The organism is Roseobacter fucihabitans, from assembly GCF_014337925.2.
Lineage (GTDB): Bacteria > Pseudomonadota > Alphaproteobacteria > Rhodobacterales > Rhodobacteraceae > Roseobacter > Roseobacter fucihabitans.
The window spans coordinates 3810316-3825875 of sequence record NZ_CP143423.1; the positions used below are offsets into that span (position 1 = coordinate 3810316).

15 protein-coding genes and 3 pseudogenes are annotated in these 15560 nt (G+C 56.6%); 4 read left to right on the forward strand and 14 right to left on the reverse strand.

Translation table 11 applies throughout. The features are described 5' to 3' along the window. Positions 1-4: 4 nt before the first annotated feature. Positions 5-115, reverse strand: a pseudogene (locus tag ROLI_RS18810) (type 1 glutamine amidotransferase domain-containing protein); the annotation flags it as partial. Positions 116-531: 416 nt separating this feature from the next. On the opposite strand from ROLI_RS18810, the gene ROLI_RS18815 reads away from it, so the two are divergent. Further along, on the forward strand, positions 532-1863 hold the full coding sequence (locus ROLI_RS18815; RefSeq protein ID WP_316247488.1) for a c-type cytochrome: 1332 nt from the start codon (positions 532-534) through the stop codon (positions 1861-1863). A gap of 10 nt (positions 1864-1873) precedes the next feature. Here the strand turns inward: ROLI_RS18815 and ROLI_RS18820 are convergent, their stop codons facing one another. From ROLI_RS18820 to ROLI_RS18850, 7 genes are all read right to left on the reverse strand, one after another. Beyond that, on the reverse strand, positions 1874-2644 hold the full coding sequence (locus tag ROLI_RS18820) for a LamB/YcsF family protein (RefSeq protein WP_187431472.1): 771 nt from the start codon (positions 2642-2644) through the stop codon (positions 1874-1876). A gap of 12 nt (positions 2645-2656) precedes the next feature. Beyond that, positions 2657-3679 (reverse strand): biotin-dependent carboxyltransferase family protein, encoded by a 1023-nt coding sequence (locus tag ROLI_RS18825; protein ID WP_187431471.1) that lies wholly within the window; start codon positions 3677-3679, stop codon positions 2657-2659. Further along, positions 3676-4407, reverse strand: a complete 732-nt coding sequence (locus tag ROLI_RS18830) for an allophanate hydrolase subunit 1 (protein ID WP_187431470.1) — start codon at positions 4405-4407, stop codon at positions 3676-3678. The genes ROLI_RS18825 and ROLI_RS18830 overlap by 4 nt, the downstream gene beginning before the upstream one ends. After that, positions 4400-5335: a hypothetical protein gene (locus ROLI_RS18835; RefSeq protein WP_316247487.1), complete on the reverse strand. Its 936-nt coding sequence runs from the start codon at positions 5333-5335 to the stop codon at positions 4400-4402. The genes ROLI_RS18830 and ROLI_RS18835 overlap by 8 nt, the downstream gene beginning before the upstream one ends. Positions 5336-5340: 5 nt before the next feature. After that, entirely contained in the window at positions 5341-6651 is a 1311-nt protein-coding gene (locus tag ROLI_RS18840; protein WP_187431468.1) for a TRAP transporter large permease, read from the reverse strand. A gap of 4 nt (positions 6652-6655) precedes the next feature. Beyond that, positions 6656-7180, reverse strand: coding sequence for a TRAP transporter small permease (locus tag ROLI_RS18845; RefSeq protein ID WP_187431489.1), 525 nt, complete (start codon positions 7178-7180; stop codon positions 6656-6658). 65 nt (positions 7181-7245) lie between these two features. Further along, positions 7246-8235 (reverse strand): TRAP transporter substrate-binding protein, encoded by a 990-nt coding sequence (locus ROLI_RS18850; RefSeq protein ID WP_187431467.1) that lies wholly within the window; start codon positions 8233-8235, stop codon positions 7246-7248. A 194-nt stretch (positions 8236-8429) separates the two neighbouring features. Here ROLI_RS18850 and ROLI_RS18855 point away from each other — a divergent pair, with 194 nt between their 5' ends. Further along, positions 8430-8945 carry a winged helix DNA-binding protein gene (locus ROLI_RS18855; protein WP_187431466.1) on the forward strand — a complete coding sequence of 172 codons (516 nt, stop codon included), beginning with the start codon at positions 8430-8432 and terminating at the stop codon, positions 8943-8945. On the opposite strand, the gene ROLI_RS18860 is transcribed toward ROLI_RS18855, so the two are convergent. Further along, positions 8939-10156 (reverse strand): winged helix-turn-helix domain-containing protein, encoded by a 1218-nt coding sequence (locus ROLI_RS18860; RefSeq protein WP_187431465.1) that lies wholly within the window; start codon positions 10154-10156, stop codon positions 8939-8941. The genes ROLI_RS18855 and ROLI_RS18860 overlap by 7 nt on opposite strands. Next, positions 10153-11256 carry a LacI family DNA-binding transcriptional regulator gene (locus ROLI_RS18865; RefSeq protein WP_222869642.1) on the reverse strand — a complete coding sequence of 368 codons (1104 nt, stop codon included), beginning with the start codon at positions 11254-11256 and terminating at the stop codon, positions 10153-10155. Before ROLI_RS18865 ends, ROLI_RS18860 begins: the two co-directional genes overlap by 4 nt. 243 nt (positions 11257-11499) lie before the next feature. Between ROLI_RS18865 and ROLI_RS18870 the strand changes: the two are divergent. Both ROLI_RS18870 and ROLI_RS18875 read left to right on the forward strand, forming a co-directional pair. Further along, positions 11500-11754, forward strand: a pseudogene (locus ROLI_RS18870) (IS110 family transposase); the annotation flags it as partial. Between the two features lie 63 nt (positions 11755-11817). Next, positions 11818-11991: pseudogene (locus ROLI_RS18875) on the forward strand (integrase core domain-containing protein); the annotation flags it as partial. Positions 11992-12256: 265 nt separating this feature from the next. On the opposite strand, the gene fliP reads toward ROLI_RS18875, so the two are convergent. The 4 genes from fliP to fliF are packed head-to-tail and all read right to left on the reverse strand — an operon-like array spanning position 12257 to position 15508. Beyond that, positions 12257-12991, reverse strand: a complete 735-nt coding sequence (fliP, locus tag ROLI_RS18880; RefSeq protein ID WP_187431461.1) for a flagellar type III secretion system pore protein FliP — start codon at positions 12989-12991, stop codon at positions 12257-12259. A gap of 6 nt (positions 12992-12997) precedes the next feature. Then, positions 12998-13291, reverse strand: coding sequence for a FliM/FliN family flagellar motor C-terminal domain-containing protein (locus ROLI_RS18885; RefSeq protein WP_187431460.1), 294 nt, complete (start codon positions 13289-13291; stop codon positions 12998-13000). Continuing rightward, on the reverse strand, positions 13284-13883 hold the full coding sequence (locus ROLI_RS18890) for an ABC transporter ATP-binding protein (RefSeq protein ID WP_187431459.1): 600 nt from the start codon (positions 13881-13883) through the stop codon (positions 13284-13286). The genes ROLI_RS18885 and ROLI_RS18890 overlap by 8 nt, the downstream gene beginning before the upstream one ends. Next, positions 13883-15508, reverse strand: a complete 1626-nt coding sequence (gene fliF, locus ROLI_RS18895) for a flagellar basal-body MS-ring/collar protein FliF (protein WP_187431488.1) — start codon at positions 15506-15508, stop codon at positions 13883-13885. The genes ROLI_RS18890 and fliF overlap by 1 nt, the downstream gene beginning before the upstream one ends. Between the last annotated feature and the right edge of the window lie 52 nt (positions 15509-15560).

Below are 15560 nucleotides of genomic sequence, written 5' to 3' on the forward strand. Positions count from 1 at the left end.
ACTATTATTTCAACAGCATCAGCAACTCTTCCGCCGCCGCAGCGGACGATGCGGGATTTTGACCGGTGACCAGTTTGCCGTCGCGCACCACGAAGCTGGCCCAATCCTCGCCTTTCGGACTTAGAGTCGCCCTTTTGGGTGGCTTTTTTGCTGCCTGCCGAAAGCAATTTCCAACCCAAGTCGGTTTTCGGACGTCCGAAAGCGATATTTGGGCGTCCTAAGTCGGACTCTCCAATGTCCGATGTGAAGTTAACAAATTGATGTATATATGTTTTTATATTATCAAAACGGCCTTTGGATGTCCGACGTCATTGCCCAACCTGCGTCATGCGTGCCTACCGCAATCCATTGATTGGATTCTCGTCCTAAAAATCAACAGGCCTAAGGGCTTGCTGGGAGCCCCGACGGCGGTTTGTAGCGTCTTTCATAATATGAAGATGGACCGTTTGATCCATTATTGCCATAATTGAACGGTGACACGCCGTTTTACCAAGACACCCGCGCGCTCAACATCACTTCGGGAGGAATGCAGTGACACTGCACAGCAGCAGATTCGTAGCTGACCGCTTGATATTTGGACTGGCCGTTTGTTTCGCTCTCTTGGGGACATCTCAAGGGTCCGCACAGGAGTTTTTTACCCTCAAAGGGCACGGCGGTCCAATCAAGGGCATTGCCGCTGACGCAGATGGCACGATCCTTACCGCCAGTTTCGACAATTCCGTGGGTCTTTGGCGCGATGGCACACCGCATTGGCTCGAGGGCCATGACGCAGCCGTAAACGCCGTCGCCTTTGCGGAGGGGGACCGGGTTGTTTCGGCGGGGGATGATTTCACCCTGCGCCTTTGGGATCACGCTGCGGGGGAGTCCCGCATTCTGGGGCAGCACGCCGCGAAGGTCATCCGGCTTGCCGTAGCCCCAGATGGGCAGCATGTCGCCTCTGCGAGTTGGGATCGGACGCTGCGGATCTGGTCTCTGAGCGAGGACGTACCCCCGGTGGAAATGACCGGTCATGATAACATCGTGAATGACGTCAGTTTTTCCCTGGACGGGCAACGGCTCTACAGCGCCTCTGCTGATGGTACATTGCGCGTCTGGGATGCCAGCACCGGCGCGCCTCTGCGCCGTTTGGTCAACCACGGGTTCGGGCTCAATACGCTGGTTGTGAGCCCGGATGACACATGGATCGCCTATGGTGCCGTAGATGGAACAACGCGAATTGCCAGCCTGCCTGATGGCGCCCCACTGCGCGATTTCACCGCCGACCGTCGCCCCATCCTGGCGATGGCGTATGACCCGCAAGGCGCGCGTATCGCCGTCGGGGACGCACAGGGCTACATCATGTTGATCGACACCGAAACCTGGCAAATATCGAACGATTTTCGCGCCACGCTGTCCGGCCCGATCTGGGCTCTGGCCTTTTCACCGGACGGGCAGAACATCCATGCGGGTGGCCTCGAGGACACGCTGTACAGCTGGCCGATCAACAGCCTGGGGTCTGATCCCAAAATGTCCAACACGGAACGCAGTTTCCTCAAGGACCCTGCCGAAATGTCCAATGGAGAGCGGCAATTCCAGCGCAAATGTTCGATCTGCCACACTCTGGGACCGGATGGGCAGCGTCGTGCAGGCCCCAGTCTGCATGGTATTTTTGGCCGCACCGCAGGCACCATGGATGGGTATCCTTATTCCACGACGCTCAGGCACGCGGGTATTGTCTGGTCGGATGAAACCATTGATCTATTGTTCGATCTCGGGCCTGATCACTATATACCGGGCTCGAAAATGCCGATGCAGCGGATTACCAAGCCGCAAGACCGCACCGATCTCATTTCTTTTCTCAAACGTGAAACATCCCCACCATAATGCGGGTGTCTCAGGCTTTGCGGCCCTCGAATTGACGCACCTCTACGCCTGAGGCTTCAAGCGCTGCGCGCACGGATGCTGCGATCTGTACGGCGGTGGGCGTGTCCCCATGCAGGCAAATTGTATCAATGCTGGTTTCAATGCGCTTGCCGCTCTCGGTTATAATAGCCCCCGCTTTGACCATATCCACCATACGTTTTCCCGCCAGATCCGGATCATGGATCACCGCGCCCGGCAGGCTGCGATCGACCAGGGTCGCATCGTCATTATACGCACGATCCGCGAAAATTTCTCCCGCGTAAGCGCAGCCCAATTTACGCACAGCCTCCTCTTGTGCCGTGGCGCAGAGCACCATGACGATCAGGTCGGGATCAACCGACAAGGCGGCCTCGAAAAGGTCAGCGGCCAGGTCCGCGTCCTCCGAGGCCATGTTCGCCAGAGCACCATGCACCTTGAGATGGCGGACCTTTGCCCCCAGCGATTTGGCCATGCCCACGGAGGCGGCAACCTGATAGCGGATCGAATTTTGCAAAGTCGCGCGGGGGATATCCATGCGGCGGCGGCCAAAACCTTGCAGATCGGCAAATCCCGGATGCGACCCGATCCCGACGCCGTTTTCCATCGCAATCCGCATGGTCGCCGCCATCACATCCGGGTCGCCCGCATGCGCGCCACAGGCGATATTGGCGGATGTGACGGTTTTCAACAGCGCCGCATCATCCCCCATGTTCCAGGGTCCAAAGCTTTCGCCCATATCGGCATTCAGGTCTACGGTGGTCATGTCATGTCTCCTTTATCGCGCGAAGGGGTCTGCGCTGGCCGAAACCGCGCCGCTGATCAATTGATAGCTGAGCAAATCCGCAATATCATGCGGATCGCGCACCAGGGGCTGTGCCTGTGACGAGAGCGACTTGATCTCACGGCGTGCGCGTTTTTCGATGTCTATCGCCGCATCGTGTGAAATGAATTCGAACCGGATCGCGCCGCCAACCGGCGCCTGTGCCACCTTTGGCAAATCCGACGGTATCACGGTGCCGATCCTGGGGTATCCCCCCGTCGTCTGGCTTTCGCACATCAAAACATAGGGGGCGCCGTCCCCGGCCACCTGGATATCGCCGGTCGTAATAACTTCGGAAACGATGCTGAGGCCCCCCTCAGCGTAAAAGCCCGGCGCGTCGGTATCCATGCGCACGCCCTGGCGATTGCCACGCGGGTCCCGGCGAAAGGCGGTCCGCGCGAAACGCTCACGTGTTTCCGAGGAGAAATGGTCAGATTGAAAGGACGTAATCACCCGGATCACGCCACCCTGGAGGCGGTTGTCCGGCGACAGGAAATACCCGGCGCGCGCCGATTTTGTCGGATCGAACGCGAGCGCATCCCCGCGTTGCAGTGGCGCACCGATCTGGGCGTTCAAATGGCTTGCCCGCGCGCCCATATGGCGCGGCGTGTCAAACCCGCCCGCGATATGCAGATAGCCATAGTTGCCCGATTGTACCCCGCCGATGACCAGTTTGGCCCCTGCGGGCAGGCTATGACAGGCATGCCAAACCAGTGGCGCACCCTCCAGCGTTGCAACCATGCGCGCGCCGGTCAGGGCGATAACCGTATCGGCCGTCGCCTCAAACGTCCCGCCGATGCCGACCATTTCGATGGCGGCACATGCAGCGCTTTGCCCCAGAAGGGCCGCTCCCTCGTGAAGCGCCAATCTGTCAGCGGCCCCCCCCCGCGTCAGACCGTAGGCCAGGTGACCCTCGCGACCCAGGTCCTGAATGCTCATCGACGGTCCGGCGGACATTACCTTGAGGTGGGCGGTCATGCGATCACCTCTTTTTCTGCGCCACCAAAACGGTCTGTGCGGCTGAGCTTGTCAAAGGCGGCGCGCTCAATCGCCGGGAAGGTCAGCTCATCGCCCGGCGACAAGGCGAAGGGGTTGGAATCACCCAGAACGAAGTTGCGAAACGCCGTCTGGCCGATATGACGCCATCCCGTGGGCGTGGGTGCGGTGAAAATAATCAACTGCCGGATCGCCGTCACCAAGGCCCCGGTAGGAACGCTTTTGGTCAGATCTTGCTGGCGCGGGATGTTCCAGACCTCCTCCAGTTCCCCCAGATAGGGTTGTCCGGGTGCAAAGCCCAAGGTCAAAACCCGCACGCGGGCGGTGGAGAGTTGCCGGATGGCTTCTTGGGGGTCGAGCCCCGCAACCTCTGCGACCTCTTGCAGTTGCGGCGCAAGATCGGTGCCATAGACCGTCGGGATATGCCACAAATGCCGCCCCCCCGGCAGGGCAGCACCGTACCAATCGCGCGTCGCGAGCAAATCCGTCAGTTTTTCGCGCAGCTGTTCGGCGGGCGTATCGACCAGATCCACGGCGACAAAGACCGAGACGAGCGACATCATCGTCTCGCTGACCTCTGGCCAGTCTTCCGCCTCCAGGACTGTGCGGAAGGCGAGGGCGGCGCGGTTGGCGGGTTCGCTCATCCCGGATCCAAAACTGATGAGCAGCCCAGACAGCCCCACAGTGCTGATGACAGGTGTTTCAGTCATATTTTACCCTCGGGATATAAAGGCGACGCAACAGGATTGGCGTCAGGTACATTGGCAATTGCCAGCAGCCGACAAAGACCATCAGAGGGGCCAGCACGTCGGGCGGCAAAGCGACCAGAAACAGCGCAATATTGCGATTGCCCGCGCCAATCGCCAAAGGCCCCGCAACATGTGTCAGGCGTGATCGGCGCAGCACCAGAACAGTGAGCCCCTGCGCGCCGTAGCTGATCGCGAAGGCCAGCAGCCCCCAAAGCAGGACGCTGCCCGGATCGCTGCGCAGGGCGGGGTTCAGCGCGGCCATCAACCCGATGACGATTGCAGAGAACGCCAGAACCGAAAGCCCGTCCAGCGCCTTGATCTGAGACGCGCTGGGTTTTGGAAAAAACACACCGCGCAGGGTGAAACCAACGAGGGTCGAGGCGGTGATTACCGCCAGGAGCATCAGGGCGGCACCAAAGATCGCAGTGAGCGTGCCAAGCTGTGGCATCAGCCAGAGGATGGGCATCACTGTGATCGGAAAGGCGGCCGTTCCCAACACCAGAATCTGCATCATGCGCCCTGCGTCCTGTCCCAGCAGCAGCGCCAGATTGGGCGATCCCGAAATGGCCGGTGCCGCAGTCGCCAGAACCATCGCCATAGCCATCGGCGTTTGTGCGACACCACCGAGCCAGCAGAGCCCGAACAAGGCAACCGGCAGCAGCAGTTGCAGAACCGCGACCGACCCAACCCCCCAACGCAGGTCTGACACCGCCCCGCGCGCCGCGCGCCACCCGATACGCAGCGCGGTGATGACCAACAACCCCGCCACCATCTGTGGCAGCCACGGTTGCATGCTCGCGGCCAACCCTGGCAGGGCCAGCCCCGCCACAAGACCTGCGATCAGGCAGGCACGTGCATTGTCGGAGATCATCCATAGAAGTTGTTGCACCTTTGCTAACTCGGGGTTTGCCGCAGGTTTTCAGGCAACCAGGTTGCAATATCCGGGAACCAGATCAGCACGAAGACCATCAGGACCATGATCAGGAACATCGGCAGGGCGGCCTTGGTGATATAGCCCATTTCGTGGTTCGTCATACCTTGCAACACGAAGAGGTTGAACCCGATGGGGGGCGTGATCTGGGCCATTTCAACCACGACGACCACGAAGATACCAAACCAGATAAGGTCAATACCCGCCTCGCGCACCATCGGTTCCACCACAGCCATGGTAAGCACCACCGATGAAATTCCGTCCAGAAACATGCCCAGCAAGATGTAGAACACCAAAAGCGCCATCAGCAGTTGGAACCGCGTGAGTTCCATCGCCGCGATCCCATCCGCCAAGGCACGCGGCAACCCGGTGAACCCCATGGAGAGTTTGAGGAATGCAGCCCCGGCCAGGATCAGCGCGATCATCGCGGAGGTGCGCATCGCGCCCATCAGGCTATCGCGGAAAGACGTCGGGGTCAGCGATCCTTGGAACAGTGCCAGCAACAGCGCCCCGATCACACCAATGGCGGCGGCCTCGGTTGCGGTCGCATATCCCAGATACATTGAACCGATCACAACCGTGATCAGGGCAAAAACCGGGGCCAGAAATCGCGAATTACGGATCTTTTCGGCAAAGCTCATGCCCGTCTCGACGGTCGGATTCCAGTCCTTTGAGGTGAAGGACACAATCGCCACATAGGCCATGAACATCCCAGCCAGGATCAAGCCGGGAAAGACGCCGGCAAAGAATAGCTTGGTGATGGATTCGTTGACCGTCACGCCGTAAACGATCAACGCCAGCGACGGTGGGATCATCAAGCCCAATGTCGCCGCGCCCGCCAGGGTTCCGATCACCATTTTTTCAGGGTATTTCCGTGCGCGCAATTCCGGGATCGACATCTTGCCCACGGTGGTCAGCGTGGCTGCAGAGGAACCGGAAACAGCGGCAAAAACCGTGCAGGCGACGATATTGGTATGAACCAAGCCGCCCGGCAAGCGCGCGAGCCAGGGTGAGAGGCCCTTGAACATGTCCTCGGAGAGGCGCGTGCGATAGAGGATTTCGCCCATCCAGATGAACAGGGGCAATGCGGTGAGCGTCCAGCTGCTTGAAGACGCCCAGATGGTTGTGATCATCGTGTCGCCCACGGGTCGCGTGGTGAACAGTTCCATGCCGACCCAGGCGACGCCCATCAGGGCCAGACCGACCCAGACGCCGGTGCCGAGCAGCAAAAAGAGGACGACCAGGAACAGGACGATTGCGTAGAGTTCGGTCATGTCATCACACCTCTGATTGTTCGTCGACAGTATCGCGGGTGATCCGATGATCGCCTTTGAACAGCACGTGGAAAAGGTTGTCGGTCAGTGCAATCGCCAGCAATCCACCGCCGATGACCATAACCGATTGCGGAATCCACAGGTGGATTGCATCCTGCCCCTGACTGATTTCATTGAATTTCCAGGACCAATAAACGAACCAATAAGCGTAATAGGTGAAATACCAGGCAATGGCTGCGCCCAGGCTGAAACACCAGATCTCAAGCGCGCGTTTCAGATGCGCAGGGACCGAATTCAGCAGGATCGACACCCGGATGTGCGCGCCTTTGTTAAGCGCATTGGCAAAGGCCAGAAAGCTGGCCGCCGCCATCGCGTAGCCTGCGTAATTCGGCGCGCCGGGAAATATTTCACCGGTCCAGCGCGCGACCATCTGCGCCACGATCAGCACAAGGATGGCGATCAAACAGATCGCCGCAGCGATCCCGGCGAGCAGGTACAGGAAATCAAGCGTCTTGCGGATCGCAGTCACGGCCACACCCATCCTTGAAGGTTTGGAAAAAGGCGGTCCCGAGGATCAGGACCGCCGATCATTGCTTATTGCATCGCCTTGAAGTCATCCACGAGCGCTGCGCCCTCAGCGCCGGCGGCTTCCAGCCATTCGCTTGTCATGGTCGCCCCGATTTCGCGCAATTCGCCCATCAAGGCATCGCCCGCAGGCTGCACGGTCATGCCGCCCGCTGCCAGACCGTCCATGGTGAATTGGGTATAGGCCTTGGAGGCCTCTAAACCGCGCGCGGCGGCTTCATCGGCACAGGCCCGGATCGCTGTCTTATTGGCATCCGACACATCAGCCCAAACGTCCTGATTGACCATGACGTAGTTGCGCGGCAACCACGCATCGACCTCATAGAAATGCGTGAGGCTTTCCCAGACCTTGCGATCATACCCGGTGGCCCCGGAGGATACCATCGATTCAGCCACGCCGGTGGCAAAGGCCTGGCTGATTTCAGCCGCCTCAACGGTAACGGGCAACATGCCGGTCAATTCCGCCAATCGGCTGGTGGTATTGTTATAAGAGCGGAATTTCACGCCGGCCATGTCGGCCACGCTGTTCACTTCCTTTTTGAAATACAACCCTTGCGGCGGCCATGGCACAGCATAGAGCAATTCGAGGTTCTGCTCGTCCAGCAAGGCGTTGATCTTGGGCTTGGCGGCCTTGAAGAGCTTTTCGCTGTCGTCAAAAGACGGGGCCAGGAACGGGATACTGTCAAAACCGAAAACCGCGCTTTCGTTCTGATGACCCGACAAAAGACGCTCGCCGATCTGAACCTGACCGGTTTGAATGGCGCGCTTGATGTCCGCACCGGCAAAGAGCGAGCCGCCCGCATGCACTTCGATGGTGATCTCACCGTTTGTCCCCGCACCCACGCATTCAGCAAAGGCCACGCCATTTTCCGAATGGAAGTTGGATGCGGCATAAGCCATCGGCATGTCCCACTTCTCGGCGGCAAAAACCGGCATCGCGCCGCCCACCGTGATTGCGAGCGTGGCCGCCGTCGCCATGAATTTTTGTGTCAGTTTCATCCGTTTCTCCGTTGGTTGATCTCTACGCGGATCTGTCGCCCGCCTGAATTTTTGATGCTTGGAGGTTCAGCCTCAGGCGCAATCAGGCCCTGCGAATCTTCACTCACATGATTCCCTATCGTCAATACTGCCGAACTTTTGCAACACGTCAACAATTTGTTGACAAATTGTCAGCAACTGGCAATCTCATGAGTATGAATGATCGTTATCTTGGCCCTGTCGTATCCTCCGCCCATCTCGCGAGCGGTTCCTTCGCGGAAATCTCAGAGCTTGAGTATGGGTTAACCCTCGCAAACAACGCGTTCCAAAGATGGATGGTGCGTGCAATTGCCATGGCTGGATATCCCGAATTGAGCGCGTTGGATGTGCTGGTGCTGCATTCGGTCTACCACCGGGAGCGACCCAAGAAACTGGCAGATATCTGCCTCGTTCTGAACGTCGAAGACACACACACAGTCAATTATGCGATTAAAAAATTGATCAAGGCCGGGTTGGTCAAGGATGGCCGCCAAGGCAAGGAAAAGACCGTGGCCGCCACTCAAAAAGGGGCCGAAACCTGCGTGCGGTACCGCGAAATTCGGGAAGGTCTTTTGTTGCGGGCGGTAGGCGAATTGGGGCTGGAACCGGAACAGGTCAGCCATGCTGCGTCACTCTTGCGCCTCATGTCGGGCCAATATGATCAAGCCGCACGCGCCGCGACGACCTACTGAGCGGTGCGCATCCAACCATGCTCAAATGCGATCTGCGTGACGTTGGCCAAGCGCTGGATGCGTGACAACTCCGCCTCAAACGCGGCGATGCGCCCCTTTCCCCACCGAATTTTGGCTTCCGGCCACACAGCGCGCACCTGTAATGTATCCTGATTTCGGAACGCCTTCATATCGACGCGACCGACCAAACGATCCCCTTCCAGAATAGGGAAAACGTAATAACCATAGCGCCGCTTGGCCTCTGGCACGAAAACCTCAATACGGTACGCGAACCCAAAAAGCCGCTCGGCGCGTTTGCGATCCCGCAGCGCCGGATCGAACGGGCTCAGAATGCGCAATCTTGACGTCGGTTCCGCATCCAGCGCCGGATCCGCACCAAGACCCGGTCGCGCAAAACACGCGCGAAACGCACCGTCGACGCACTCGATCTGGACGGGTTGCAGCCGACCCGCAGCGATTTCGCCTGTGCACCAGGCTTTCGCCTCGCTGATTGAAATATGATCCCAGAAGGCGGCAAGTTCCGTGGCCGTTGCGAACCCCAGACGATCCAACGCCCCCGCACAACACCAATCGATCGTCGATGCAGTATGTTCGGGGCCCTGCATGGGCGCGCAAAGGGCTTCATCAATCACCCGCTCCGTCAGATCATATCGCTTGCGAAACCCGTCACGTCCAACCACGCAAAGCGCACCGCTACGCCACAGATATTCCAGCGCCGTTTTTGACGGGTGCCAGTCCCACCAGCCGCCGGATCCGCGCTTTTCGCCTGCCCCGACATCGGAAGAACACACGGGCCCCTGATCGCGGATCTGATCGAGGACGGTTTTCAGTTGCGCTTCAAACCCGTCACGACGCCGGTCACGCCATTGTTTTTTGAGCTTTTGCGCATCACGTTCGCGGCGCAGTTGCCACCACGGGTAATACGTCATTGGGATCACCGCCGCATCATGCGTCCAATGTTCAAACAGCGCACGATCCGTTTCATAGAGCCGCTTCAGGGCCTCTGGCCGATACCTGGGCCGGCGCGAAAACAGGATGAGATCATGCGCCCGTGCAACGGTATTTATGCTGTCAAGCTGCACAAAGCCAAGACGTTCGATCAGGTTCAGCAGGTCATCGCCCCGTGCCCGGCCTTGTGGTGTTTGACTGAGCGCGTGGCGGTCCAGAAACACACGGCGCGCGGCCTTGTTGTCCAGTGTGAGCGTGTTCATCCGCGCTGATTGCGGCGCAGAGTATCTCCATAAGAAATCGTTGGCGTCAGCGTGACATGCGCGGGTGGGCCGGGGTCGGCGTCTTCGGGCAATGCGCTGCGGTCCAGAATGATCTTGGCGGCGGCGGCTCCGATTTCCGAACGACACGCGTCCATGGTAGCAAGCTTTCGCGGCAGGCCTTGCAGCAATTCTACGCCGTTGAACCCGGCAAGCCCAATCTGGTCGGGAATGTCGATGCCCTGCTCCAGCAGATAGAGCAATCCACCGGCTCCGATCATATCATTGGAATAATAAAGAAAATCCAAATCTGGCGCGCGTTCCAACATGGATTGCGTCATTTCCCGCCCTTTGGCGAGCGCCGAGCCCCCAGAATAGAAATCCCGCGCTTCAATCTCGATGCCCGCCTTGGTCAAACCCTCGGTTAACCCCTCAAAGCGTTTGCGTGCCCGGTGATCCAACGGCATTTTTGTGCCCATAAAGCCAATGCGCGTATATCCTTCCTTAAGGATCGCCGCCGCCATCATACGCCCCGCACGCCGATGCGAAATTCCGACCATCGCGTCCACCGGATTGCCGTCTGTATCCATGATTTCGACCACGGGAATGCCCGAATTATCCAGCATCGCGCGGGTCGCATCAGAATGTTCCAGACCCGCGATGATCACACCAGAAGGGCGCCAGGACAGCATCTCATAGAGCACCTGCTCCTCTTTTTCAGGCAGGTAATCCGTGACGCCGACAACCGGCTGCAAGGGTGTGTCCTCAAAGGCCTGATTGATCCCGGTCAGCACATCCGGGAAAACCATATTGGACAGCGACGGTATGATCACCGCCACCAGGTTGACCCGCTGTGACGCCAGAGATCCAGCGATTTGGTTTGGGACATAGCCCAGGGTTTTCGCAGCCTCCAAAACCCGTTTGCGCGTCGTGGCCGACACATCTCCACGATTGCGCAACACTCGGCTCACTGTCATCTCAGACACCCCGCAGGCTTCAGATACATCGCGTAGCGTCAACGGTCGTTGCTTGGGTCGTGTCACAATCAATTTCCTGTTCTTTTTACCTTCGTAGCCCAGGTAAGCCCTCTCTATCAAGCGCATGTCGGCGACGTTACCATAGATCACATAACCTACTGATGCCTCACCTAGACCGCAGCAAACCAATTTATCTCGGGATCAGCCGTCTATGCTCTTCATAACATTTGTACCCGGCATGCCTCACGTGAGCTTTTCGGTGGTTCCGATCAACAGGCCCTGAAACAGTAAGCGATGGGGTGGACGCCCCCGGCGGCATCGAATGTGCCAAGGTAGTGGGTGTTGAAACCTTCTACGAGGAGAGCGTCCATGAGCGAGGTTAGCATTATCGGCCTGGATCTGGCCAAGAACATACTTCAGGCGCATGGTGCCGGAGCCGATGGACTGGTTGTGTTCTGGCGCAAGTTGTCACGTGCTGAGCTGTTAAAATTTCTGAGCGAGCTACCGCCATGCTTGGTGGCAATGAAGGCCTGTGCGAGTGCCCATCACTGGGGGCGGGCGATCGGCGATCTCGGTCACACAGCCAAGTTGATCCCGCCTGCCCACGTCAAACCTTTTGTGAAGCTGACCTGCGCCCCTTAAACTCTTCCAAATTTATGTAGAGTCGTGCATGTAAACATGCACTGCCGGGCAGTGGATGAATGCCTCAACGAAACGCTGTTTGGTGCTTTAGGCGATGCTCGCAAAACGCTCGAAGAATGGCAGGAGGATTACAACTGGCAAAGACCACATTCAGGCTTGGGCAACCTGACCCCGATGGAATTCTCGCACAGAAAGGCGATGGACAAAATGGCCGCCTAACGCCAAAGATCTAACCCAAAGGACTCCGCGCAAAGTCGGATGAGACTTGGGGCTCAGGGCACAAAGAGTGCGGTCGTTTACTTGAAACAAACACAGTCAACACAGAGAAACAGGAACGGACTCTACACCTGAACACATCGGATAACGGGAAATTATCCGCCTTTAAGATGCCTAGGTTTTTAACGTAAAAGCAAAAATCTGACGTCCGTGGCACTTTTCGGCTGCAACAGGATTCATCCTTCGCAATTTCCGAAATCTATTTTGTCTAAAAATAGCTGCGCACCAGACTTCCAGCGATGAGGCTCCACCCGTCGGCAATTACGAAGAACGCAAGCTTAAACGGCAAGGAAACAATAACCGGCGGCACCATCATCATCCCCATCGACATCAGCACCGCAGCAACCACCAAGTCTATGATAAGAAATGGTAAAAATATTAGGAACCCAATCTGGAAGGCTCTGGAAATTTCAGAAAGCAAAAAACTTGGAACCAGGACCGAAAGCGGTGCCTCAGGCGTTGGGGTGGCATCGACCGTATCCGGCCTCAATTCCGCCATTGCAAAAAATGTTTCGGGATCGACTCTGCCAGTCATGAATATGCGAAACGGTTCTAGAATCCGTACGAAAGCGGTCTCTATGTCGATCAACTCGTCATTCAAAGGCACAATTCCGTTGGTCCATGCGTCGATGAAGACAGGTTCCATCACGAAGAAAGTAAGAAAAAGAGCCAGGCTGACAATGAGCATGTTCGGGGGTGACTGCTGAAGGCCAATAGCTTGCCGCAAAATCGACAGCACGGTAACCAAGAAAGGGAAGCACGTCACCATGATCGCCAAGCCAGGGGCGAGGCTAAGCACCGTTATGAGAGCAAAGAGTTGGATCGTGCGGGCACTAATCGACTCGCCATCACCCAACGAAAAGGAAACATCCTGCGCGCTTGCCTCAATGGGAATGCCCGTCAGGAGGACAACCAGAAGTATGATCAAAATTCGTAAAAGCATGAAAATTTAGAGACTTGCCTGCAGATCGACAATTTCTGTCAGGCGTACAACCAATTGGCTGGATTTTTCATCTTCACTTTCTTCGAGCATTCCACGCGCTATCAAACGATCGCCAACATAGAGATCCACGGGATCATCTACAGACCTGTCCAAAGGCAAAACATCGTTTTCTCCCAGAGATATTAGATCCCTGATCAAGGGTCTGGCTTTACCGACACATACAGTCAGTTCAATCGGTACAGATGTGAACGGGTTTTTTGGCTCAGCTGTCAGTTTTTGCTCCGCCGGTACTTCAGTCATCGCTCTTCTCCTGTTCAGTTTCATGAAAAAATGCCGTCATGGCTTCGGAAACTCCAAGGATGACGCAATCAATATCAATACTACGTTCCTGTGAGCCCACTCGAACGAAAGCCTGTCCTTGGCCAAGAGAGGGTTCTTCGAAAATCTGAAACGTATCGGTAAGGTTCTTGCCAGCCAGTTCCTTAATCGTTTCCACATTTTCGGGCGAAATGACGATTTCGATAGGCTGACCCGCGTGCAATTTCACCAAATCCCGCAGTTCGCCAATGATATGGCTGCCCAGCGTTTGACGTGCGAATGCCGGTAGTAGTTTTTCGACGATTTGGTGCATCACCGGCTCTATAGAGAGCGTTAATTTCGAGAGAGCCTCCTGATACGTGAAGGACATGTCTTGCAGGTTTTGTCCAAGCTCGGTGCTTACCTTCATAGTGGCATCTGTTTGTGCCTTAATCGCATCATCCCAGCCAGCCTGATAACCTTCTTCGAAGGACTGAAGCTTTTGATCCTCGATTCCTTCTGAACTCAATAGGTCGTTGTCCTCGACTTCAACAGACGACTGGCCAAAATTTCGATACCTGTGCGACAAAGACATCAAACCTTCTCCTCTTTGTCTTCAAGCCAGCCACGCAATATCTCCACAGTCTCTTCTTGTCTTTCTCCTATCAGATTCCGCAACCTGTCCACTGGATCGTCCGTCATTCCGCCCGCCATATTGAGATCGGGCAAACCATCCATGCCATCATTTCCAAACCCGGAAATGATCGGCAAGTCAGGCATATCAAATTCGTCAGTTGCAACCTCGCCGTTCAGCCCTTCCTCCTCAGACTGCGCATCATCAGCACCCAGCAAAGCCGGTCCAGCTGCTTCGGGAAGCTGTGCAGGTTTCATCAGCAGGGGCCGCACAACAAACAATCCCAAAATAAGTGTTACGATGGCAAGAACGGCCATCTGAATAGCCGACATTAGGTCTATACTCAGGACGTCAAAAAAGGAGGTGCTTGCCACCGTTCCTTGCGGCGCAACGCTTTGTAGAGCCATTGACTTGATGGTGATAATATCGCCTCGCGTTTCATCAAACCCTACGGCAGAGGAAACCAGGTCTCTCAAGGCTTCCAGCTCCGCTTCCTCGCGTGGTGCGAACGTCTGCTCTCCTGCCTCGGACACTACAGAAGTTTCATTTACGAGCACCGCGACCGTCAGTCTTCTGACAGCTCCCGGACTGCGCAGAATCTCTCGTTCCGTCTCAGAAACTTCGTAATTTATGCGTTCGCGGCTCTCACTGTTCTGAGACGACGAGTTCTCGCCTTCACCGCCCTCTTCATCTGGTAGATTGGATGCAACCGTTACGTCTCCACCGCCCGCTTCGTTGGAAGAGTTAGTCCGTTCCTCGGTATCGGTACTTATTGCGACACGACTTTGCGGGTCAAAGGAACGTTCCCTGATCGCTTCACTTTCGTTAACCGTATCAACGCTCACTTCAACAATCGCATTGCCAAAACCAACCCTGGCTTCCAGCAAACGTTCAACTTTATCCTTCAATATCTGAGCTTTGTCATCGCCACCATTTGTTGGCGCGGCTTCATCCGTGGAGCCAACAAGTGATCCATTCGCGTCAATCACTGCGACATCATCTGATGCCAAGCCAGCCACTGCTGAAGAAACAAGAAAACGAATTGCCTTCGCCTGTTGCCCGGTAATGGCCCCACCGGATGGGGTGACTGCGACAGACGCCTTTGGCGTTACGCCGCGCTGAAAAGGATTTGATCCAGTGCTGGCAATATGCACCCTGGCCATTGAGATATGGGGGCTGGAAACAATTGTTCGCGCAAGTTCGCCTTCCTTAGCTCTCCAATAGGCGGCATCAAACATTTGGGATGTGGTGCCGAAACCAGAGAGCGAATCAAGCAGCTCATACCCGCGGTTCGAGTTTTCTGGCAGCCCTTCGCTCGCCAAAGTCATCCGCAGTTGATCGCGCTCTTTGGAAGAGACAAAAATTGCACCCCCGCGCACCTCAAAAACTGCACCACGCTGCTCAAGAGACCGAACGACATCACCAGCCGCACCATTTTCCAACCCGGAATAGAGCAGCGTCATAGAAGGCGTAGATGCCATCCTTGTCATTGCTAGTATTCCAAAAAACATTGCCCCTGTTGCCACGAGAACGATTATCTGACGACGAAGCTCGAGCCCGGTCCAAGCGTTTAAAAGTTGCTGCACAATAACCTCCGGCAGACCGAACTTTCTGTCCGGCGATATACACATCAATGAA